Annotated in this window: 20 protein-coding genes and 1 pseudogene; 20 read left to right on the plus strand and 1 reads right to left on the minus strand. The window is 33.9% G+C overall.

Going from position 1 to position 24,356, the window contains the following annotated elements:
* Positions 1 to 122: 122 nt before the first annotated feature.
* From GVJ38_RS12710 to GVJ38_RS12735, 6 genes and pseudogenes are all read left to right on the plus strand, one after another.
* Positions 123 to 1,064, plus strand: a pseudogene (locus tag GVJ38_RS12710) (ATP-binding protein); the annotation flags it as partial.
* A gap of 4 nt (positions 1,065 to 1,068) precedes the next feature.
* Positions 1,069 to 3,192 carry an FUSC family protein gene (locus GVJ38_RS12715; RefSeq protein WP_159723525.1) on the plus strand — a complete coding sequence of 708 codons (2,124 nt, stop codon included), beginning with the start codon at positions 1,069 to 1,071 and terminating at the stop codon, positions 3,190 to 3,192.
* Positions 3,189 to 4,193, plus strand: coding sequence for a bifunctional lytic transglycosylase/C40 family peptidase (locus GVJ38_RS12720; protein WP_115872307.1), 1,005 nt, complete (start codon positions 3,189 to 3,191; stop codon positions 4,191 to 4,193). The genes GVJ38_RS12715 and GVJ38_RS12720 overlap by 4 nt, the downstream gene beginning before the upstream one ends.
* Before the next feature lie 18 nt (positions 4,194 to 4,211).
* Positions 4,212 to 5,120 (plus strand): conjugal transfer protein, encoded by a 909-nt coding sequence (locus tag GVJ38_RS12725; RefSeq protein ID WP_159723526.1) that lies wholly within the window; start codon positions 4,212 to 4,214, stop codon positions 5,118 to 5,120.
* 589 nt (positions 5,121 to 5,709) lie between these two features.
* Entirely contained in the window at positions 5,710 to 6,186 is a 477-nt protein-coding gene (locus GVJ38_RS12730; protein ID WP_095803583.1) for a hypothetical protein, read from the plus strand.
* 14 nt (positions 6,187 to 6,200) lie between these two features.
* Positions 6,201 to 6,503, plus strand: coding sequence for a hypothetical protein (locus GVJ38_RS12735; RefSeq protein ID WP_159723527.1), 303 nt, complete (start codon positions 6,201 to 6,203; stop codon positions 6,501 to 6,503).
* A 351-nt stretch (positions 6,504 to 6,854) separates the two neighbouring features.
* On the opposite strand, the gene GVJ38_RS12740 is transcribed toward GVJ38_RS12735, so the two are convergent.
* Positions 6,855 to 8,381, minus strand: coding sequence for a helix-turn-helix domain-containing protein (locus GVJ38_RS12740; RefSeq protein ID WP_159723528.1), 1,527 nt, complete (start codon positions 8,379 to 8,381; stop codon positions 6,855 to 6,857).
* A gap of 161 nt (positions 8,382 to 8,542) precedes the next feature.
* Here GVJ38_RS12740 and GVJ38_RS12745 point away from each other — a divergent pair, with 161 nt between their 5' ends.
* The 14 genes from GVJ38_RS12745 to GVJ38_RS12815 all read left to right on the plus strand — a co-directional run bounded on the left by GVJ38_RS12745 (position 8,543) and on the right by GVJ38_RS12815 (position 24,261).
* A complete protein-coding gene (locus tag GVJ38_RS12745; protein WP_159723529.1) occupies positions 8,543 to 9,061 on the plus strand; it encodes a hypothetical protein in 519 nt (172 codons plus the stop codon).
* A 41-nt stretch (positions 9,062 to 9,102) separates the two neighbouring features.
* Positions 9,103 to 9,753, plus strand: coding sequence for a hypothetical protein (locus GVJ38_RS12750; protein WP_159723530.1), 651 nt, complete (start codon positions 9,103 to 9,105; stop codon positions 9,751 to 9,753).
* Positions 9,754 to 9,761: 8 nt separating this feature from the next.
* Positions 9,762 to 10,070: a hypothetical protein gene (locus GVJ38_RS12755; protein ID WP_159723531.1), complete on the plus strand. Its 309-nt coding sequence runs from the start codon at positions 9,762 to 9,764 to the stop codon at positions 10,068 to 10,070.
* Positions 10,057 to 12,183, plus strand: a complete 2,127-nt coding sequence (locus GVJ38_RS12760) for a hypothetical protein (protein WP_159723532.1) — start codon at positions 10,057 to 10,059, stop codon at positions 12,181 to 12,183. Before GVJ38_RS12755 ends, GVJ38_RS12760 begins: the two co-directional genes overlap by 14 nt.
* A 69-nt stretch (positions 12,184 to 12,252) precedes the next feature.
* Entirely contained in the window at positions 12,253 to 13,017 is a 765-nt protein-coding gene (locus GVJ38_RS12765) for an AP2 domain-containing protein (RefSeq protein ID WP_159723533.1), read from the plus strand.
* A gap of 125 nt (positions 13,018 to 13,142) precedes the next feature.
* Positions 13,143 to 13,475 (plus strand): DUF7006 family protein, encoded by a 333-nt coding sequence (locus GVJ38_RS12770; protein WP_081123252.1) that lies wholly within the window; start codon positions 13,143 to 13,145, stop codon positions 13,473 to 13,475.
* 32 nt (positions 13,476 to 13,507) lie between these two features.
* Positions 13,508 to 13,903 (plus strand): hypothetical protein, encoded by a 396-nt coding sequence (locus tag GVJ38_RS12775; RefSeq protein ID WP_081123251.1) that lies wholly within the window; start codon positions 13,508 to 13,510, stop codon positions 13,901 to 13,903.
* Between the two features lie 152 nt (positions 13,904 to 14,055).
* On the plus strand, positions 14,056 to 14,517 hold the full coding sequence (locus tag GVJ38_RS12780; RefSeq protein ID WP_159723534.1) for a hypothetical protein: 462 nt from the start codon (positions 14,056 to 14,058) through the stop codon (positions 14,515 to 14,517).
* Positions 14,518 to 14,569: 52 nt separating this feature from the next.
* Complete coding sequence (locus tag GVJ38_RS12785; RefSeq protein WP_159723538.1) at positions 14,570 to 14,977, plus strand: sigma-70 family RNA polymerase sigma factor; 408 nt, start codon at positions 14,570 to 14,572, stop codon at positions 14,975 to 14,977.
* Between the two features lie 82 nt (positions 14,978 to 15,059).
* Complete coding sequence (locus tag GVJ38_RS12790) at positions 15,060 to 15,251, plus strand: helix-turn-helix domain-containing protein (protein WP_081123249.1); 192 nt, start codon at positions 15,060 to 15,062, stop codon at positions 15,249 to 15,251.
* Positions 15,252 to 17,143: 1,892 nt separating this feature from the next.
* The gene (locus GVJ38_RS12800) at positions 17,144 to 18,988 is read left to right on the plus strand and encodes a DNA/RNA helicase domain-containing protein (RefSeq protein WP_159723535.1); all 1,845 of its coding nucleotides are present in this window, start codon (positions 17,144 to 17,146) and stop codon (positions 18,986 to 18,988) included.
* Between the two features lie 12 nt (positions 18,989 to 19,000).
* Positions 19,001 to 19,336 (plus strand): nucleotide pyrophosphohydrolase, encoded by a 336-nt coding sequence (locus GVJ38_RS12805; RefSeq protein WP_159723536.1) that lies wholly within the window; start codon positions 19,001 to 19,003, stop codon positions 19,334 to 19,336.
* A gap of 50 nt (positions 19,337 to 19,386) precedes the next feature.
* Complete coding sequence (locus GVJ38_RS12810) at positions 19,387 to 21,129, plus strand: DUF2075 domain-containing protein (protein WP_081123795.1); 1,743 nt, start codon at positions 19,387 to 19,389, stop codon at positions 21,127 to 21,129.
* 186 nt (positions 21,130 to 21,315) lie between these two features.
* Complete coding sequence (locus GVJ38_RS12815; protein WP_159723537.1) at positions 21,316 to 24,261, plus strand: P-loop NTPase; 2,946 nt, start codon at positions 21,316 to 21,318, stop codon at positions 24,259 to 24,261.
* Positions 24,262 to 24,356: the final 95 nt, after the last annotated feature.

Below are 24,356 nucleotides of genomic sequence, written 5' to 3' on the forward strand. Positions count from 1 at the left end.
TGGGAAATAACTTATAAATCTATTTGGATATGATGGAACGCCGTATGAAGCGAAAGTTTCATGTACGGTGTGAAGCGGGGGAAAACTTGGAGATAACATCAAAAAGTTACCTATCGCTATAACGTGGTGGATGGAAAGAAACCTTGCCAGAAATTGCAGATGAAATCAATATTCTTAATTTAACTAGTAAGCCAGAAAATCAAGGCTTACTTGATCCCTATGTCATTATGAAGAAAAAGAAAGACTCAGAAAGTTTAGCAATTGATATTCTGACCTTTTTAACAGGCATTTCTAGTCGAGATGGGGAGAAGTTTCCAGTGTTGCGCAAGGCCATTCGGACGGTTACCCAAAGTAAGCAACGAGGATTATTACAAGTAATCGTTGAATTGCATAAAGAAGGCTCACCAGTTGCGGAAAATATCGCGGATCATATCGAGTCCTTTACCGATTATGATTTTGCCCATTTGCTTTTCTCAGATGGTTCAATTACCCAATCGATTAGCTTAGACAAGCAGTTGAATATCATACAAGTGGCGGATTTGGTTTTACCAGATGCGGAAACGACTTTTGAAGAATATACTACCATGGAGTTACTAAGTGTTTCTATGCTAATTGTCATTTCCACTTTTGCTTTGGACTTTATCCATAGCAACCGAGAAATTTTCAAGATTGTGGACTTGGATGAAGCTTGGAGTTTTCTTCAAGTGGCACAAGGGAAAACATTATCGAATAAATTAGTTCGTGCTGGTCGGGCCATGAATGCCGGGGTTTATTTTGTTACGCAAAATAGTGATGATTTACTGGATGAACGCTTGAAGAATAATATCGGATTGAAGTTTGCTTTTCGTAGTACCGATATTCATGAAATCAAGAAGACTTTGGAATTCTTTGGGTTAGATCAAGAAGATGAAAGCAATCAAAAACGCCTACGAGATTTGGAAAACGGCCAATGTTTAATGCAAGATTTGTATGGTCGAGTAGGTGTGGTTCAAGTTCATCCAGTCTTTGAAGAACTTTTCCATGCTTTTGATACCCGTCCACCTGTTCAAGAGAGAATGGAGTGAGGAGATGAAAAAGAAACTTTTTCGGATTGTGGGAGTGATCGCAATCAGTCTCTGTATCATGTTACTTCTTCTCAGTCTGATTGGAACGGTTGCCGAGGCAACAGGTCTGGTTGATGATACAGTTGAAGCGGGAAATTTATATTCCCAATACTCACTGAACAACTATCAACTAGATTTCTTTGTGGATAGCTCTTGGGATTGGCTTCCTTGGAATTGGGGTGATGGCTTAGGGAAGAGTGTGATGTATGGTCTTTATGCCATCACCAATTTCATTTGGACCGTGAGTCTGTATTTGTCGAACGCCACGGGTTATGTGGTTCAAGAAGCTTATCGACTTGATTTCATTTCAGACACGGCTGAAAGTATTGGAAAGAATATCCAAATATTGGCCGGTATTACCGAAAATGGACTACAGACCTCAGGCTTTTATTTCGGTTTTCTATTATTGATGATTTTAGCTCTAGGAGTTTACGTTGCCTATACGGGTCTACCCAAGCGAGAAACCACCAAAGCAGTCCGAGCTGTGATTAATTTTGTAGTAATCTTTCTACTTTCGGGTTCGTTCATTGCGTATGCGCCTACCTATATCACAAAAATCAATGACTTTAGTTCGGATGTTAGTGAAGCGGCTCTTAGCCTTGGAACCGAGATCGTTGTGCCCAATTCAGAAAGCCAAGGAAAGGATAGTGTCGATTTGATTCGAGATAGCTTGTTTTCGATTCAAGTCCAACAACCTTGGTTACTCTTGCAATTTGATGATTCCAATATAGAAGAAATTGGCGAAGACCGGGTCAACAAGATTCTATCTGTGAGTCCAGATGAAAACAAAGGCAAGGATCGGGAAGAAGCAGTCAAAGCGGAAATTGAAGACAATGACAATGCGAATTTAAGTATTACCAAGACCATGAACCGCTTAGGGACCGTGGTCTTTTTGGTGTTGTTCAATATTGGGATTTCTTTCTTTGTCTTCCTTCTAACAGGGGTTATGTTGTTTTCGCAAATTCTCTTCATTATCTTTGCGATGTTTTTGCCGATTAGTTTCTTATTGTCCATGTTGCCGACTTATGAAAGTTTGGGCAAGAAGGCGATTATTCGCTTATTTAATACGATTATGTTGCGAGCAGGTGTCACCTTGGTGATTACGACTGCATTTAGTATCTCCACGATGTTTTTCAACATTTCCGCAACCTATCCATTTTTCATGGTTGCTTTTCTGCAAATTGTGACCTTTGCCGGCATCTATTTCAAATTGGGTGACATTATGAGCATGTTCAACCTTCAAAGTAATGATAGCCAATCAATGGGAAGACGGGTCATACGAAAACCGCAAATGTTAATGAACCGTAAATTGCGGCAACTTAATCGCAATGTGGGACGAACTTTAGCTTTTGGTGGAGGTGCAGCAGTTGGAAATAAATTGGCAAAGGAACAATCAAAATCCAATTTTAAGCCATCCGGTTCTTCTCTGCGAAAAAATTCACGATTACCTAACGATCAGGAGGCATCATCTGACTTGAATAAGGAAAAGCCAATTCCAAATAATAAGAAACAATCTCGAATGAATTTGGCAGGGAGAAAAATTGGCAAGGTTCTGGATACCCAAGCTTTGGTGAAAGATAAGACCAAACAAGTAAAGGATCAGGTAAAGAATACGCCAACCAACTTGAAATACAATCTCCATAAAGGAATTGAAAAGACGAAAAAAGCACCAGAAGAATTCAAGCGTGGACTTGTCCAAGAAAAAGCAAATCGAGCGGAGTTGCGAGAAAAACAACGGCAACGTAGAGATGAAAAAATGGCTGAAAAACGAAAAGTTTTGGACGAATCAACAAACCGTCATGGAAAAAGAAGGTCTAATGTTTCGATAAAAAAAGAAGACCAACCTCAGAAAGATAAGATACCGAAAAATGAACTTCCAAAACGGATTGTGAGAGTAAATTCGAATCCTGAAATCAAACGAAAACTAGCTAGTCAGGAAAGTGTTTCAAAAAGAATAAGTCAACCATCAAGTAAGAAAAATTCTTTCCAACAAGTGAAACAGCTGTCTACTCTGTCCAAGCGAACTAATCAAAAAGTACAAAAAAGAATGAACCCTCGTCCAAAATCAAGGTCAGGTGAGAAAAAATGAATGTAAAGAAAGTAAGTGTCATTTCGCTAGCTTTTCTGACCATCTCTTTTATGGGTATCTTGATGTGTGTGGGTTTGTTGTTTGGTGAAGACAGTGAGGGAAGTGGTAGTTCTGGCACTTCTCCTGGCGGAATTACTGTTTCAGAAGAAGTATTGAAACACCGTGCAATGGTGGAAAAATATGCCAAAGAATCGGATATAACAGAGTATGTCCCAATTCTTTTGGCGATTATTCAAGTGGAATCTGGGGGCACAATGGAAGATGTTATGCAAAGTTCTGAGTCAGCCGGGTTGCCACCGAATTCATTAAGTACCGAGGCATCTATCAAACAAGGGTGCCTCTATTTTGCTTCTTTGGTTAAGCGTTCCGAAGAACTAGGGTGTGATCAAGATAGTATCATTCAGGCCTATAACTATGGCGGTGGGTATTTGGATCATGTCGCGAAAAACGGGAAGAAGCACAGTTTTGCTTTAGCTGAATCTTTTTCAAAGGAAAAATCGGGCGGTCAAAAAGTCGATTATCCCAACCCAATAGCGATTAAGGAAAATGGTGGGTGGCGGTATAACTATGGCAATATGTTTTATTGCTTGTTGGTGAAACAATATCTGAACACGACACAGTTTGATGATAAAACCGTCCAAGCGATTTTTGACGAGGCGTTTAAGTATGAAGGAACTGCCTATGTGTTTGGTGGATCAAGCCCCACAACGGGTTTTGATTGTAGTGGATTAACCCAATGGTGTTATGCCAAAGTTGACCTGAAACTTCCTCGGGTGGCTCAGGATCAGTATGATGCCATGACTCATATTGATTTAAAAGATGCCAAACCAGGTGATTTAGTTTTCTTTCATTCGACTTATGATGCTGGTACTTATGTGACCCATGTAGGCATTTATGCAGGGGAGAATCGCATGTTTCATGCAGGAGATCCAGTGGGTTGGACGAATCTAACGGAAAGCTATTGGCAGCAGCATCTTATCGGAGCTGGACGGTACAAATAAGAGAAAAGAGGTAAAAACATGAAGATCAAAATTGAACGGAATCAAAAAGAAAAGAGCCCAGAAAAGAAGAAAGAACGAGTTGTATCCGTAGGGAAGCATCGAAAAATGGTGCTTGCCCTTTGGCTTTTATTGTCTTGTAGCCTTGCTTTTGGAATCTACAAAAACTTCACCGCCATTGATCAGCATACAACTCATGAAGAAGTGGTTATAAAAGAGAAAGTAGTGAATACTTCTGGTGTTGAAAGTTTTACGAAGGATTTTGCGAAAGAATACTTTTCGTGGAAGAATAATAAGGAAGTAATTGAAAAGAGAATGAGTAACCTTGGTCAGTACCTTACAGAAGAAGGACTCGCTTTGAGCCAAGATATGGTCCGGGCAGATATTCCCACTAGTTCCGAAGTTCAAGAAGTAAAAATCTTAGACGTTGAGAAGCGCTCGGAGGAATTTGTCGTTTCATTTTTAGTGGATCAAAAGATTACGGAAGGGAAAAAGGCACAACAAGTTTCTTCCGCTTATCGAGTGACAATCTTTGAAGATGAAAAAGGGAATCATATAGTGACGAGTTTGCCTACCATGATTGCAAAACCTGATAAGGCAAAATATGAAGTAAAACAGGTAGAAAATGATTCAGAAATTGATGCCAAAACCACAGAAGAAATCACGGAGTTTTTAGAGACATTTTTCAAGCTTTATCCAACAGCATCGGAAAAAGAACTTGAATACTATGTTGAAAATGGTGCGATGCGACCAATTGATTATAGCTTAAAATTTGTGGAATTAGTGAATCCTATTTATCAGAAAAATGAGAATGGGTTTCAAGTGAATGTTGGAGTAAAGTATTTAAGTAGTATAGAAAATGTAACAACTACCTACCAATATCAGTTGAAATTAATAAAGGACGTAAACTGGAGAATTACTGCTTTATGATGAATATTCTCAAAAAAACAGTAATAGAATTATCTATCTAAAATATGTAAAATAATCAATGAGTAAAAAATATAAGGGATTCGATACTAAGGAGAGTAGAAAATAACCCCAAGGTATATCTGATGATTCCTATTTAGAGTTAGAAAATTGGTATGTCTAGATAATTATTTGATAAAGACAAAATAGTGATATAATTATTATCAGAATAAGTGGTGTTTTCAAGGATAAAGAATTAAGAATATAAGTTGATAGGTAAGTTACACATAAGTTTAAGTTCGATTAGTTAGAGTGTGGGGTGGCTACGTAATTTTTAGATAATAAAGTTGGTGTAACCAAACAATTAGTAATCTTGAAAACAATCGTACTTACATGAATTTACCCAATATATTGCTATTAGTTCGGTATTAGAAATTGAAATGAATAATATTCATGAGAATGACGTGTTAGCAATAACAGTTAAAACTACTGCAGCTAGTAGGATTACCGGTGCTATAATTGAAGGGCATTAGGAACTTTATATCCTACTGCACTAATATTGTTCACCTCAAATGCTACTAAGAATTATAAAAAAAGAATAGGAGGTAGAAGTATGGGAGCACCTAGTGGACATCCATTTTTTGGAAATCAATATACTAATGGAGGCTATCAATCTGGTACTTATACTTATGTTGGGTCGGGAAGTGAATGCGTTATGTCTACTGTGAATAGTGTTTTAAAAGAAAATGCGAATAACAAGTATAGTATTTCAGCTCAAAAAAATTCTGATAAAGGGGCGAAGGAGTTATCCCATATTCAGAAATCATTTGCTATAAATGATCTATCTGGGAGAGATAAAGCTATTATCATCGGTGGAATTTTGGTTACGGTGGTATCTATTGGTAGTGTAATTACCTATAAGAAGTTGAAAAAAATGAAAAAAAAAGAGACCGTTGAATTAGAGAATATCGGAGTTTGTACTGATTGTGGGAAGCCATTAATCGATTCGGAACTTCATCTAGAAAATGATAGAGCATTTATTAGTTGTAATAATTGTGGTACAAAAAACTATGCACATTATGATGAATAATAGGAGGGCTAGTTATGGGACTATTTGATTTCTTTAAAAGTGATACTGAAACGAATAAAGAACTTTCTTGGGAAGAAGAAAATGCATATAAAGGTGATACACCGAACTGTCCTAAATGTGGGACTCCCTTAACAAAGCGATATGTATTTAGTGAAATGTACTGTGATAATTGTAGGTATGGGCTAGACGATAAGAATTTAGAAGATGAGGAATCGCTAAGCGTCTATGATGCAGCGCTTATTTGGCAATCAAATGGCAAAGATGAGGATTATACATTTGGTTATTCTGATGATGAATTAGAAGATGCACTTAAATAAAGCAAACTAAATAATAATTATTATGGCATTTGGCAATTACGCTAAGTGCTTTTTTTATATCTCAAATCAGGAAGGATGAATTGAACATTTTTTCTTAAAGTTATAAAGAAATGGATAAACAAAGAAAGAATATGAAAATTAAACTGAATAATGGTAAATCAAGACAAAATGGTATAGAATGTGGCTTTCACGTTCGTATTTGAGAAATCGGATAAAATCGATGCTTTTTGCCATTCTTTTAATGTGGCACGAAGAGGAGGATCGATTCTAAAAAAGTACAAAAAATAGAACATCATCATTCTATTATATAACGAAAAACGATACTTGAATAAAAATTCAAGTATCGTTTTTTTAATACTTATAAATACTGTTTTGCTTTTGTACTATGGATAAATCAAAGTCTTGCTTGTTATTCACAATTTCATTGTAGACAGTGAGTATGTTCTCAAAATCTTTAGGAGTAGGATTTGAATGGATGGATACTACGGTACACTCTGGTACGAACAGTGATGGAAGATTGGTTATTAAAAGATCGTACTTACACATTTTTTCTCTAACTGAGGTAAGACTAGTAGCTTCAATCAAATCCACATTCACTCGCGTTTTTAAATGATACATAATATCTTCTTTCAAAAAATTACAGTGCTCGTAGCTCGTATTGAAAAAGAGTCCAGTCTTAATAGTTGGCGATTTTTGTTCCAATTGATCAGATAATGAGTCCCATGAAGTGACTACCATAAATAGTAGTCGATTAATAACGGAATCATCTACATAAATTGGTAAATCATTATTTAAAAAATAACGAGATACAATTTCTTTGACCCTTTGTGTGAATCCTTCGTAATAATTATTGAGATTGATAAAAAATTCTTCATTAGGATTATAGAGGATTTTTGCGGGTCCCCAAATATAAGTGGTTGCGTTGTATAGATAAAGCATAAGTTCTTCTTTATTAGAAAGGATTAGATTTTCCTTTTCAATAATTGAATTTAGTGTATTTTCTATCGCGACACGAAGATGATTAATTTTTGGATTTAAGGAGCATTTTTGATTTAAATCTGTCATTGACCATGCATATTTGTCATTGAAAAATATATAAAATAATCGATATATGCTCTTTGAGGTTATCTCAGTGTGGTAGTGTTGAAAAAGTTTTTGAATTAACTCTTCTGAAAAAGTAAACCCATGTTTTTGGTCATTTTGTGATTGGCTTGGAAGTAAATGACCTCTGCGAATGCGTAGAAAATTAATAAATAACATAGTTCTAAATTTATTTACATAAGAATAGGTTTGGCGTGCAGGTGTTTGTAAAAATGGGTAACAATCCATAAACTCTTGCATGACCTCATCCATCAATTCAACATCGTTCTCAGTAATTACTTTTTCAATGAGTCCATATTTTTCGATTAAGTAGCAAAAATAGAACCAGCAGATTTTTCTCTCATCACCGATTATGTCCATATAAGTACAGTCAATGTGAAAGTCGAAAGGAGCTAAAAGTTCATTGATTGTTCCTATCTTTCTTTTTAATGTAGAAATGCTGAGGAAAAGATGATCAGCTAGAGAGGTCAAGTTGGTATGTCTACTTAAGAAGATTTCTTCAAGTATGGAAAATCTTGCAGACTGATTGTACAGTGCAGAAAAAATAAAAAAAGGATTTTGATCAGGCATGAGAATTAGCCGTACACCGAGTTGTTTACTACTTTCCAGTTTCGCTGGGGTGATGTATCGGTTGATATCTCCAATGCTTTTACGAACTGTACTTTCAGAGATTTGGGTAAATTTCGAAATAGTGCTTATTTTTTCCCAGTCTCTATAAATGAGAAATTTAATGATTTGATAGTGTCGTTGTAAGTTTTTTTCTAATAATGTTTCCATATGGAGCCTCCAATAGTTAACGAACGTTAGATTAAAAATGAACTTTCTCAACGAGAAGTATTGTTCTATAGTTATCACCGTTGTTGGAAACATAGGTAAGCTGACAAGCTACAATTATTATAACAACATTAGAGTAAGAAAAACAATGGAAGGTAAGGAGAATGGAAAGAAAAAAACGATCAAGAATTGTTATCCTTTTAATTTTGTTGATAGCTCTGTTAGTGGGAAGTGTGTACTACTATTTTTTAACTCATCAAACTGCTCCCAATGTAGTTGCCGGCGAAACTGATGGGAAATCAGGTGAGTTTGTTAAGGATATGAGCGAAAAAGAATTTGAAGAGCTTCTTCAAGCGAAGGCTGATAAAAGCGAAGTACGTTTGAAAATGAATTCTGATATGGTTTTTGAATCTTCATCAGAGGTTGGCGAGGTCAGTATATTAAATCCGGCAAGTAATCAATATGCCATACGCGTTCAGACTACAATTGATGGAGAGAATAAAGTTGTTTATGATTCAGGTCTCATTAAGCCAAAACAATATGTATCCCAAGGTAAATTAAGCACTACCATCAAAAAAGGTGTTTATAAAACACAAAATTTAGTCACCTATTATGAGAACGATAAGGCACAAAAAAAGGTTGGAGAAACCCTAGTAGTAGGGCAATTATCTGTGAATAACTAGAATATCTAGTTATAAATAATAGAAACAATGGAGGAACAAAAATGAAAAAAACACAATTTGTAGCACTTTTCGGTGTAGTCGCATTTGGAGGAGCAGCATTATTAGGCCCGTCAGCTGCGTTTGCCTATGAAGATGGTCAACCAGATCCGAATACCCAACCACAGGAAGTCAAAAAACAAGATTCTGCTACTATTCCGGCAGAAGGAACATTTAAAGAATTTGACCCAACAGATCCAACAGACCCGACTCAACCAGATCCAGATCCAACAGATCCTGCATGGGTTGATGTTAAAATTCCAACAAAAATCTTATTTGGTCAAACGGATGTAAGTACAGGTATTATTTCTCCACTTTATGAAATTGAAAATCTTTCCTCAAAAGGAGTTAAGATTTCTGTTAGCGATTTTAAGGATAGTGGTACACCCGGAGGATCTGGAAGTCAAACGGATGCTGAAAAAATTAGTGATAAGTTGACTTTGAATTTAACCAATAAAACTGTAAATAAAGACATTGCTTTGCACACGACAGATCCGCAAAATCCTGCTCAATTCCCGGCGGAAATTGGTACTTTGAATCCAACTGGAGACAAGCTTGAATTTAAATTAAGTGGTGGGGTAGCAACAGGGTTTAATTTTGAGAAGAATGCTTTAAATCCACAATATGATTTAGTTCTTAAGTTTGAAGTTCAATAGGAAATGATATGAAAAAATACTATGGGTTTATATTGCTATCGTTGGTTGTCGTACTAACTTTTATTTGTCCAATCGAAACCTTCGCTGAGTCATCAAGTATTCGGTTTAATCATATTCCGATTGAGGGAATCATTGGCAAAGGAAACCACCAACATTCTGATGTGGTTGATGAAAACCAAAGTGATAAGATGGAGAAATTACCACAATTAGGCAATGAAGGAGATATTAGTAAATTTCTCTCCTTCATTGGAGTGGTTCTTATGCTTATCGCTTTAGAGCTAAGGTTTCTATTGGGAGGCGCTTATGAAAAAAAGTAGCATTTCTTTGATCATGGCTTTCGTTTGCATTCTTGGAAGTTTGTCGTTTCCCACATATAGCTTTGCAAGTGATTCAGGAGCTACCGCAGCAGGAGTTGCACAAGATGCTACTGAGGCCGAGTGGAGTAAGCTTGATACTTTTTTGACACAGGCTCTTATACCAAAAAAAGAGGGTACATCCGTTTCGTATGATTATCCCACAAACTTTGAGACTTACTGTACGAATTGGGAAATGAATGAATACAATTTTACCGGTCCTGCCAAACGAGTCATAACAAAAATCACTAGCTCTGATCCAAATACGGTAATTCCGACGTATACAGATCATTCCATTAATTTGACACGAGGCAAAGGAAATACAGGGCTTGTTCAACTTGATATTGAATACGATCTTGAATGGCGATTTTATGTAGAAGAAAAAGTGGGCGGGATTTGGTACCAAGTCAATGATCGAATTGGAAGCTTTCATCAAACAAAATCGATTATAGTAAATGTTTCAAAACGATCACTAGATGTGATTCCAAAGAAAAATAATACGATTGAATTGAATTTATTTGATGCTACATTTAATGATCCGTTTAATTACGTAGATGTTTTATCACACGCTGGAACAGTAAATTGGAGTATGGAAGAGCGACCTATTGATTCCCGACTAGGTGTTACAACCGGTAAGTTTCGATTCTCCGATAATAATGAATCAATGCTGGTTACTGTTCCATTTACAGTAATTGACACCACACCTCCAACAGGGATATTAATCAACCCAATAGAATTAGAACTTGGCCAAAAATCAGATGTTAATGACTTCTTTGTAAGTCCGCCAAAGGATAATGGAAAACAACCCGTTACCATTCGTCCAGACTCGGACCCAAATAGTCTAGGATTAGGTAGTCACAATTTTGGTGTTAAATTAATCGATAACTTGGGAAATACCGCAAGCTTGAGTACTACAGTGATTGTGAAGGATACAACTCCTCCAAAAGTCATAAGTAAGGATGCAACGATAGACTACGGAGGTACTGTAACGGAAGCTGATTTTATCGATCATGTATCAGATAATGATATTAATGGACCATTTTCGTTTTCATTTGATAAGTCAAAACCAACTCCGGACAATAAGAAAGTTGGTATTCAAGATGTTTATCTGGAAGTAAGTGATCCATCTGGAAATATTACCAAAGTACAAGCAAAGTTAACTGTTAATCCTGACAATGTTGCACCTACTGGGAATGGTATTTTACAAATGATCCCAGTCAACGGCAGTATATCAGCCAACCCACTTGATGTAGTAACAAACTTGCAAGATAACGATGCTATTTCAAAAATAACAGCAAAGTATATAAAAATACCTGATACATCTAAAATTGGTTTGACGGATGCAAAAGTTGAATTATCCGATCAAAATGGGAATAAGTCAGAAGTGACTGTACCTGTTTTTGTACATGATCACCATAGTATCTTTGACGATCAATATGTCTTGAGTTCACAAAATTTCACTGCCTATTCTAACCACGTTCCTGCTTCAAAAATTGAAGAATGGATTTTGCAAGAAAGCCAATCTAAAGCGTGGGAACTTTCAAGTGGAAATGAAATATCTCAGCAAATTAAAGTGATCAAGCATGATGTCAAGCCTCAGTTTGGCTCCTATACTGCTACGATCCAACTTGGCAATCTTACGAAAGATATTACGATTAATATTTTAGATGCCAAAGATTTGATTGATGTTACTATCCCGCAAAAAGTAATTTTTGGATCAACAGATGTTCAAAACGGTAATGTATCATCACCAAGTTACGAAGTAAAAAATAATTCAACTGCTAAGCTCAAAGTATCTTTAGCCAAAATGCAAGTGGATTCTAGTTCAACGATTGATGTCATTCGAGCTAATGATATCGAACCTAGTGGGAAAGATGAAAAAGTTAAATTAAGTTTGAGTTCATTGGAAGAATTTCAGTTTCCGATGATTGAGTTACATCCATCAGTTACAAATCAAGAATTGGGAATTTTAAATTCTCAAGCAGTTGGTGGATTTCAAATTAAAGGAGCATATTACGGAAAATATCAAAATACAAAATGTAACATCCAAATGACCTTCAAATTTGAAGTGATTTAGTAGAGATAACTAGGGTGGTCCCCTGGTTATCTCAGTACATAGATTTCATGAGTAATGAGGCGATGGGTTATGCAAAAAAGATATGGTCATCTGATTATTTTAGATGAAATAATTCAAAATGGTTATAAAAAGTATCACTGCCTTTGTGATTGTGGACAAGAAACAATTGTTTATCATTCCAATTTAGTATCAGGTCGAACAAAAAGCTGCGGGTGTGGAAATGTTAAAAATCGGCATAGATATAAAGATTTATCTAATAAAAAATTTGGTGAACTAGTTGCCCTTACCCCAACAGAAGAACGTAGCAAAGGAACCGTTGTATGGAAATGCCTATGTTCGTGTGGCAATGAAATACTGGCATCGGCAAAACGATTGCAACGAGGAGAAATCCGGAGTTGTGGATGTCTTAAGGAAAAACAGTTTCATATTGAAAAGCAAGTATTCGGTAACCTGACTGTCATTGAACCATTAAATAAGAAGTTAGATTGGAAAACAAAATGGAGATGTAAGTGTAGCTGCGGTCAATTATGTGAAGTAAGCTATGGCAACTTATCATCAGGTCACACAAAAAGTTGTGGTTGCTTGAAAAGAGTTGAAAGTAGAACTTGTGTAAAAGGAACAATTGTCGAATGTTTGAAAGCTAAATTGGCCAAAAACAATACTAGTGGCGTAAAGGGAGTTTATCGGTGTAAGGGAATGTGGGTAGCTTATATTACTTTCCGTGGAAAGCGACACTATCTGGGTACGTATGACAATCTAAGTGAAGCAGCGCTGGCAAGAAAAAAAGCCGAAGATAAATATTTTTTGCCGTTGTTAAAACAATTTTCGAGCTGATAGCCGAATTTCCTGATTGCTTTTATTTAAACCATTGAAAAAGGAAAAGAAATATAGATTTTAGTAATAGTAAATACTGAATGTGAGATTGTTAGAATCAACAATGAAAGTAGGAGGATAGTATAATGTGGCAAGCCAGCCTTAGACATCTATTTAAGAAGAAAAGGTTTCAAGACGTTCGACTTCAAGAGTATTCAGAGAACATTTTGAGAGAGTTTGATTTTCTTATAGAAAATATTTCGCCAGATAATCTCAGAACAACAATCACAAAAATTAATGTAATAAAGGAAAAAACTAGTTTACTAATGTTTTTTCTAGAGATTAATGAGGAAGAACAATTAACGAGTGATAGAATCATTGAATTAATAGAAAATGGTTATCGAGATACATTTCTGGAAAAGATATCTTTTGGAAATGATTTAACTAATAGGTATTCATTACTCGAAATACTGGAGTGATAATTAGGATGTATTTGTGGGATATAAATTTTATGAAATATGCAATTGAAAAAAGAAAAATTTCAGAGAAAGAATTAAAGTCACAACACTTTATCGTTCTTGAACAATTCGAACGTATAAAAAAACAGGCAGAACTGTTAGTAAAAGAAGTAAATAGTAGCAATTTTGAAAATATACTTATACAATTACAAGTTTTAGATTTGAAATGCCAAGCGATCTTGAATTATATTGGGATACCGCAAAATGGGTATAAAACTGATGAAGACTTTTTACAACATTTAACAGAAGAGGCTTTGGGAACATTGAAGGATAAGTATATTAACGATGAACAAGACGCTTGTTTTACCTCGTTTATTAAGGAAGTTCTTATTAGAGAATTGCAAGATATTAAAAATGAGTGGACCTTTCAAGAAGAAAAGGGAAATTAAATTTCAAAAATCAAATAACATCTTTTGAAGTAGCAATTGCGAGCTAAGATCAGAGGATAATATTTTTTACTAATAATTTGAAACAATTTTCGATTTAATGTCCAGTTTTGTGTTCCCTTTTTGTTTTTAGTAGTGAAAGGGGAAGAAAGAATATGGATATTCGTGATGAAAAATGTCGAGTGTACGAACAACTGAGACTATTGATGGAGGAAAGAAGGGAGCTTTCAAAACAGTATTTTGATCTAAAAGAATACTTGATTCATTTAGAAGATAATCAAGACACGACAAATTCTGATAAAGCAATACATCGTGAAGTGGAGCCAATGAATTTAGAAAATGAAAAGGAGCTCCAAGATTACTTTACTCAGCGAAAAGCAATCGACAACCATCATCGATCTTACAAAGATTACGGGTTTATTATTGCATCAATATTGAAAGAGTCAGGAAAACCATTATCCGCCAAACAAATTTATCACAAGTGGACGGAGTCATATGAAATTTTTTCGGATTATCGCAATTTTGTAAATAATATTCTTCCAAAAATTAATCGAGATGAGTCAATCCCTGTTGAACGTGCTATGAGAGGATATTGGCAATATAGACTTAAAACCTAATTTGTCCGTATATCTTTTTCCTTTCGAATTTTCAAAGGAAGAAGTGACAGTGATGAATCAGAATTTTGATTTTGCAAATGATGATGCACAAATTATTAGCTATATTCAAAAAACAGTTCACAATACGGCAATTAATTATTTTGCTAAAAATAGCAGACTAAAAGATACTGAATTTGTTCCTGGACAAAAGACACTAGATTACTTTATCGAGGAGCAAGCTATGTATCCACAAGAAACTGTTACGGTTGTATCTGAAAATTTTCCGCTAGATTTCTCTAATTGTGCTTTAGCCACTGAATTCCAAAAACTATCTGATAAAGATCAATCTCTACTGATTCAAAAATATATTTTTGGATATTCAGACTATGAAATTTCCATTCAACTATCGATGACAAGGCAAGGTGCAACAAAAAAGCGCCAACGTATTCTAGGAAAAATTCGAAAACATCTCCTTACTTAATTTTAAAAAACTATATGATTCGTGCTCCTCCCTGAAGCACTCGCTGTGAAAAATGAGTGCTAAAAAATGGAGGATGCGTGAAATGAAGTCATTGGCAGAACTCGTTATTCTTGTTCAAAAGGATGATGAAGAGGCGTTTTCTCAGATTGTGAACAGTTTTAAACCATTGCTGATTAAAGAATCTTGTCGTAATGGAAGCTTTGATGAAGATTGCTATCAAGAGTGTATGATCAGACTATATTTAGCTCTTAAAAAAATTGATATTACAGAATAATTATTTTTAAAGATAATTGTGTAGTCAATTTCTTATAGTAGTTCAGAAAGGTAGGGACATAGTTATTGACCTACCTTTCTTTGATGAAAATAAATATTTTTAAGGAGGGATGTTTATGCTCTTGTTTTTATTGGGCTTGTTTATAGGATGTATGATTGGAGTTATTGTAATGAGTTGCTTAGTTGTAGGAAAATTTGATGATATAACCTCCAGAAGAGAGTAGATTTTACAGTGATATAAGTAAGGATGGCAACTGCATTTTGCAGAGGTGGGAGTAAAAATGAAACGAAAATATATTGTGTTGACTTTGTTTGCATTATTTTTATTGGTAGTATATTCTCTTTTGACACCATTTTCTAAGGATGTTGTAAACTTGGTGATAGTCATAATAGGAACCGTTTTGATACTTGTAACATTTTGCTATGTTGCGATTAAAAAAACAACTAAGTAAGTAATGTTAGGACTTAATTTAATAGTCTTTTTATATTCGTTTATCGAGCTATTTACATGGTGAATAATATCAACTTATAATGGATAGAATTTTAAAGTAAAAAAGGAATCTTGGAGGAAATGTCTATGGAGCATAAAGGAAATAGTAAATTGAAATTCAAAAGACTTCAACTTATATTCGTGTTATTGATGTTGATTGCATTGTCTCAAAGAAATTATCTTTTGGCCGTTTGCTGTGGAATTACGTCTACAATTTTTTATATTCTTCAAAATAAGCAATAGTTAAAGTCTTATCTATTTACAAAAAAATAAATGCTTTCAAAATGACAGGATGATGCTAATGGTTTGGGGAGATTTTGGTGATTAAATAAAAGATATGTAGTATTCCGTAGTTTTGGGGATACAGTAATAATGTTCTATCTGCTTTTAGGGATTCTCACAAAGATATTTAGTGATTTTGTTTAGGAGAAAGGTGAGGAGAATTGTTAGAGACAGCTTCTAATGTAACAATTATCATATTTCCAATTTTAGTATGCATGTTTGTAGGTATTGATAGAAAAAAGTGGGGAGCATGGAATAAAAATAAACGAATTTTTTTCTTTATAAGCTGGTTAGTTATAGCCGCTATTTTAATGAGCAATAATCTTTATATCTTTGTTTTAGTATCAATCATTTTATTTTTCACTGAGCTTTACTTGTGATTAGTTGTAGATTTATTGAACAACCTGTAAAGAAATTTTTTATGTCAATTAATAGAAAGATCAGTATTGGATAACTTCAAGGGATAGGAGAAGCGGTGCTAGCAATACTGACTTTATAGTAGACATTGCAGCTTCGTATGTGCTTAGTGGAGAGTATGAGCCTATATGGATTACTGGTTAGAGTTGCCAGTTCTTCAAATATTGCATCAGTATTTAACATATATTCTATATCAAACATTTTGAAAAATATTGGTTTTCATTTTTGGTGAGGTAATTTGCAGGGGGATATTTTTTTCTTATAACCTTTTCAATATTAAGAGTGACAATTAAGGACTTCCTATTAAACTGGGAGCTAGTTTTACCAGCAATATTAATTATACTAACTATTTATTTTGGTAGGAACGCTGTTGGCTACATACTGCAGATAATAGATTGTTTAAGATAAACGTAGATAATTCATAAAAAAGTTAACAACATTTTTCGCAAATGTATGGAAGACAAGTTTGTGTTTGTCATAATAAATTAAAAAAGGAGTAACGAAGTCGGTTTTGCTAGGTCAACGTTTCGTTTGTCCTTTTTTTATTTGTTCATTATGAAATTATACTTTATGAATTTTAGAGGAGTATCATTCTACCTATTTAATCCATCATATGTAAATATAATTCCATCGAGTTAATCTTTTCTGAAAGCGATATGAAGCGTATAATTAAGTATATATATTTTTAGAGAGGAGCAGTTTTAATGGGTTGCTTGCTTAATGGCGAAATATCGGAGTTAGCACGTTTATCTTGTGAAGATTTAGTAGAGAACATGCTTCAAGTTGATATAAATCATTCAATTCAAGAACAATTATCTTGGAAAAATTCCTTATACTTACTGATTCAACTTCTTAATGATCAAGGTTTTGGCAATTTGTGGCTAGTAGCTGAATATTCACTAACTGCAGATCGTAGAATTGACGCTATTATCTTTGGTTATTCTAGTCAGCAGCAACCTACTGCAATTATTGTTGAATTAAAACAGTGGGAAAAACTTGCTCCTAATATCGAGAAACAAAAAACGAATGTAAATGTTTGTATTGGAAATAGAAATGAGTATAGGCTACATCCGATTTACCAGACAGTGAACTATACACGAGATTTAAAATCTCATCATGAAATTGTTGCCAATAAGAAAATCGATTTATATGCAATTCAATATTTACATAATTTTATTGGAGACAAAAATGCCTTTTTCTCTGAAATGTATGAAGACTATCAAAAATTATCTGTCGGTTTTTTTGTTAGAGGGGAAGAGCAACTTTTAGTTGATCACCTAAAAAAACATTTTGATGTAACGATAAACGGGGAGCAAGTCGCTACAGAGTTTCTTGAGGGAAAATATATTATTGGACAAGTTGGCTTTAACGGTTTGCGGAGTGTTCTCAATCAAAAAGATAATGCGATTATGTTGGCAGATCAAATCGAAATTTCAGCACAAATAAGCCAGTTATTTAAAGAATTCACTCAAAACCATAGAAATACGGCAATTATTATAAGAGGTGCTGCGGGCACTGGAAAAACAATTATAGGTATTCACTTACTTTTTCTTGCTCAGCAACATGGTCTTAAAATCAATGATATGGTTTTTACTTTCGCTAAAAGTAGAATGTTACGAGAAGTAGTTAAAAATGAAGCAGGTTTGATGCAACATATTCCCTATTTGAATGGTATTGCGTTGAAGGACTATTCATTAGTTGTAGTTGACGAAGCGCATAGAGATACTGATATCAATAAGACTATTAAGAGTTTGTTTAGCTACAGTAAAAGACCCAAAATTGTAGTATTTCTACAAGATGATCATCAACGGGTTTTATTAGAGGAAGTCGGGACGCTTTCAAATTATCAAAATGCACTATATAAGTTAGGAATTGAACCAGATATTTTCAATTTAATCGTTCAAAAGAGATCAGGAAATCAGGGTGATTATGTAGATAGAATTCATAAATTACTCTTTGATTGTAAAAAAGTAACCTCAAGCAATAATACCTTTGATATTGTATTATCACACTCTTTGAAAGTAATCGATGAGCAATTATTAAAGATGAAAGAATTAGGTGAAACTACAAAATGGTTTGCGCCTTATGATTGGCCTTGGAAATCTAAAAATAATCTTACTATTAGGAATGATATTGAGATTCGAGATAAAGATGGAACGAAATTTCAAAAGCAGTGGAACCCCATGAGGAATCAGTACGATTGGTATAAAGATGCTGACGAAACATCATTTAATCAGGTTGGTTCCGTCTATACAGCACAAGGACTGGATTATGATTACACGGGTTTCATTTGGTATGATGATTTACGGTGGGATAAAAGCCTTAGCAAGTGGGTTTTTGATCTTGCAAAAGTTAAAGATCAAACTTTTGTTAAGCAGGTTGAACGTTTTTTAAGTTCACATAATTACTCTGAAGCAGCATGTGATGAAGTTTTGGAGATTTTTTTAAACCAATACTATGTCTTATTAACAAGAGCAAGAAAAGGGATTTTCTTGTGGTTTAATGATAAGGATACCGAAGACCATGTTATGAGTGTTATAAAAAGATAGGTGGGTTCAATTATGTCAGAGATTCAAGAATTAACCGAATTAATTAATAAATTTCGTGATGAGAGAGACTGGCGGCAATTTCATAATGAAAAGGATTTAGCTATTTCGATTTCTTTGGAAGCTAGTGAACTGTTAGAGTTATTCCAATGGAAAACAGCAGAAGAGGGAACTGAGAATCTGCTTGCTCTAAAGGATGAGTTAGCCGATGTTTTAATTTATTCTTTTATGTTGGCAGATAATTTAAATTTGGACATCGAGCAAGTAGTAAAAGAAAAATTAATCAAAAATCAGCAGAAATATCCAATCAGTAAGAGTAAAGGATCAAAAACGAAATATACTAACTTCTAATTATTTAGTTTAGAGTAAAGAAAATTTGATTATATTAAGGTGGGTATCGGATGGCGAAATATGCCTATATTATGTTGGATGTGGAAGGAACAACGCTTTTTGGATTTAATCAATTACGGAAAGTACAACAAGAAAAATTAAAAAAAGGGGATATTATTTATATCTATAGAAGTACGAAGTCCAATAAAGTGTATATCGGTCAGTCAAAACACTTTAAAACTAGACATGAGCAACATTATAACGGCACTGAACAAAAATTTAATGATGCAAACTTTGATCAAGTTATCGTACTTTTTTCTGCGCTGTTCAATGGCTCTGCTTTAAATGATGTTGAGAATCAGCTTATTACTTATTTTTTAGCTGATAATTCTAAATCAAGAAGAAATTTAGTTGAGTATGAAACCAGTGAAGTAATCAATCTTACTAAGGGGAACGACACGAATAGTTATAAAGAACGTGAGGCTATTGCTACTGAAGTTGTTCTACCTTTTTGGGAGGAGCTATATAGTAAAGGTTGGGTAAAAACACCTACTATTGATGAACTTAGAAATCAAGCTTTGGTTAAATATAGTCCAATAAAAGAATTGACCCAACAACAAATGGATCTTATCAATGAAATACTTGCAAACCCAGAAAAGAACTTTGTAATCAATGGAGATGCTGGAACGGGAAAAACGGTTCTATTGACGCATTTGGTTGCAAAATTTTTGGATGAGCAATCTGATAAAACAATTGCTGTAGTTGTACAACCAAATTGGATTAAGACAGCTCAAGAAATTTTCAAAGTGTATGGTATGAATGGAAAAAATCTTACTGTAGCAACTTCTACTCAATTGATTAATCAGAATAAGGACTTTGATGTAGTGGTTGTTGATGAGTCTCATAAGTTATCACGAAAATATGCTAAACAAATGGCTTCGTTCAATAATGTATACAAAGATAGATTCAACTCAGATGATAATCACCTAGAGCCTCTGAAAAAAATTGGTAAGCAACTTATTCTGATGTACGATGTTTTGCAAGCAATTCGACCAGCGAATATGACTCGAGAGCAGTTTAGTAGAGCTACAGAAAATTTCGAAAAGAAATATCTGACTACACAATTTCGAATTCAAGCTCCTGAAGGTAAATCGTATAGTTCAGATGACTATATAAATGGTATTAAATACTTACTATATAAAGATACCGACTTATTATCAGAAACAAATTATAATCCTAATTTTGACCGCTCAGTATTTTGCGATAGGGATATCGATGCCTATTTCGGATTTTTTGAAGATAACCCTCTAGCTAATTTGTTTGATTGGGTAGAAGATGACAGAAATTATCATAGTGATCATGTTAATAGAGTCTTGGGGGGATTGGTTGAACCTTGGAAACAATCAGATGGTAAGGATCCAGAGATTACCCATTGGCACGAAGGGAATCTTCACAAACGATGGAATTCTACACAAGAAAACTGGATTAATTCGAAAGATTCCGATGCAGAGGACCAGATCGGATCGGTTTTTGCTGTTCAAGGAATTGACTTGAATAAAGTCGGTGTACTGATTGGAAATGATCTACAAGTCGATGAGTCAGGACGTCTTTTTGGTAATCCCGATAATTTCCACAATGTAAATGGTAAATTTTCAAAGAATGATGCTAATCCGGAAAACAAAAATGAATTTACACTGTTTGTATTGAACATCTATTATATTTTGCTAACCAGGGGTATTGATGGCGTACGAATAGGTTTTTGGAAGAATGAATCATTTAAGAACTATATGATAACTACACTTCAGCTAAATTGATTTACAACATATGGAATCTATCATTTATATAATATTTTAATGAACTAAAAAGATTGAAATATTTAGGCGAAGTTAGCTACAGTTTTGGTCAATAATATTTGATGAAAAAATGAAATGGGAGGAGGTTCGAAGTAGGGTCATATACAGAAACTGCCTCTTTTTTTTATAAGGAGTTGAAAAACAACCATGACACGAATCAATTTGTTACAACAAAAGATTATAGAAATGGAAGGAGGCGCATTTCAAGGGCTTTGTGATGCTTATTTATATAAAAAATATCATTTAGGAAATATTCACTCTCTAGGTGCTCAAGAAGGAACAAACAAGACAACTATTGGTGTGCCGGACAGTTATGTCCGGCACGAAGATGGAACGTACACATTTATAATGTATGGACATCAAAAATCGTATAAAAGTAAAATTGAAAATGATATTATTGATTGTTTAAAGGATAATTTGAAAAAAGTACCAAGTAGCGACATTCGGAAAATAATTATTTGCCACACATCAACAAATATTACAACTGCTGAGGATAAGAAGTTTAGACAATTGAGTGATGAGGCCGAGATCGAATTAATTGGTTTGGATACAATTGTTCAAGATCTAAATCGTCCGATGTATCAAGGAATAGCTAAAGATTTTCTAGGTATAAAAATTGACTCAGGTCAGATTTTTTTAATTTCTGATTTTGTTGATGCTTATGACAAAGGCGGTATGACTGCACCGCTCAATATTAACTTCAAATTTCGTGATGAGGAATACCTAGAATTAGTTAATGCTATTAAAAAGAATGACGTGGTTTTAGTAAGTGGTCCTTCTGGTGTTGGTAAATCAAAATTGGTACTTGAAGTTTGTAAAAAATTCGAAAATGAAAATTATCATGTTTTTTGTGTGAAAAGTAATGGACAATCCCTTTATGACGACTTCACAATAGCTTCTTCAGAGCCAGGAAAATATTTGTTTTTCTTGGATGATATAAATAATACCACTGATATCCGTGCAATTATTGCTTTTGTACGAGACTTTTCTGGAGCAAAGGAAATTCGTTTAGTGGCTACAGTTAGAGATTATGAAAAGAGAAAGATAAGTAGAATTTTAGCTGAGCACAGTTTATTTCATGAAAAAAAACTATCTAACATGACTAGCGATCAGGTCCGAAAAATTCTTGAAGAAAGTCTAGGGATAACTAATAGAATGTTTCAAGATAGAATAGTTAAAATTTCAAAAAATAATATTCGTTTAGCTATTTTCGCTGGGAAATCTGCAATTAAAGACATAAACAATGTGAATGATCCAACAGGAATATTTAAAGCCTATTATGGACAAATTTTTGATGAACAATTCAACAAATCAAGCTTTCCAGAGGTTCTGCTTGTCATCTCACTTCTTGGTACAGTAAAGATAAATGAAGATGGCTTTGCTGCAAAATTACTTCAAGAATTCAAAATTAGCTGGAGTGATTTTAAAAGAATTAGTTTGGAACTCCACCAATTAGAAATGGTGGATTATTATCTCGATGAAATCGTAAAGGTTAATGACCAGAGCTTCAAAGATTATATATTAGAGTATTCTCTAATAGAAAAAAAATTAATCAGTATTTCACGTCTATTAGAATTAGGATTTAATACTAATAGAAACCAAATTGTTTCTACAATTAATACATTATTCAATATATTTCCTTCACCAGAGACAAAAGATTATTTATCTAGTCAAATATTATCTCAGTGGAATAAGGCATCTGATGATGAGCAGGATCTATATCTTGAAACATTTTATGGTTTGGATTTTGTTAAGTCTCTTAGTATTTTAAAAAATAGAATTAATAATTATCCTCGAAGATCGTTCGAAATATCGGAGGAATATTTCAAGAAAAAAAAGAACTACAAGGTGATAAACTCACCAGATGTATCAATTCTTTCTGGTTATAAAAGATCTGAGTATTTTCAAGAAGCAATTGAGTTAATTATTATTTTGCTAGATAGACGTCCAGATTTCTTTATGGATATTTATTTTGCTTTCGAAGAATTAATATACGATCAATATTCTCATATTACAGATTATGAGGAAGAATATCTATTGCTCAAACAAATTTGGAATCTTCGAAAAACACAAAATAAAAATGTAGATTTTCTATTACTCAAAATAATTGATAAGTGTTTAATGTGCTCAGGAACTTATACAGGTGAAGGCGATTCTTTAAATTCAATAATTGTGGGTCATTTCTTAGTTCTTTTTACAGAGGGAAGTAAAAAGTTGAGGTCTTTGTGTTGGGAAATTCTTTCAGAACTATACAAACATAAAAACTATCAAAATGATATCCATGAAATTCTAAATAAATATCATTGGAATGGGGTTGAAAGTGATATCAATTCTATTTTTGAGTTTGATATGCTAGAAGTAAAAAAATACTTTATTGACACATGGGTAGATTACACTTTTGAACAGAGTCTAATCTCTCATAAATGGGTGGAATATGCTGAAGATTTGAAAGTGATTATTGATGATAGTTTCAAAAAATATGAGAGCAATAAAGATTTTCAATATTGTAAAATAATAATTTCTAATGGCAGATTTGAAAGACTTTCTGAGAATAGGGAAAAAAAATTTAAAGAAATAAAAAACAAAACAAGTAGTTATACTTTAGAAGATTATACGTGTTTATTTTCTGTAGCCAAGAAACTGGAGAGTATTAACTTAGTAGATACTTATTTAGCAGGTGAAAATCTATCAATTATTGTTAGAAATATTAGTAGCTCAAAATTAGTAGATATTTTAACATTATATTTTGAAGCGGGTGCTCCCTTTTCAGGTTATCTATCTGGTGTAACACTTGATTTGCTGAAACTTGTTGGCTTTGATAGAACATACAGTTTTATAAATCAGTTTGATTTTATCAATAAAGGTAGTTGGCTGAATACTATTTGGACTTGTTTACCTGAAGAGCTTATTTCAGCAAGTCAAATTACTCTTATGTTGGAACACATTGAAAAAGAAGGAGATAAGTTAAATCCTAATATTCCAAGATATTCTGATTTGCTAAAATTTTTAAGTGTAGACCAACAGATTGTTCAAAAAGCAAGCAGATTAATTGCTAGTTTATCACTAGTGTTGCAAAGAACTTCAAATCATTAAAAGCATTGCTATAAAGCTATTCATGCACAAAAAAATCCTTTATACTGTTCTCGGATGACTTATCCAAGACCAATAAAAAGGACTTACACATGGAT

Source organism: Enterococcus sp. CSURQ0835 (assembly GCF_902706605.1).
In the GTDB taxonomy this organism is placed as follows: domain Bacteria; phylum Bacillota; class Bacilli; order Lactobacillales; family Enterococcaceae; genus Enterococcus_A.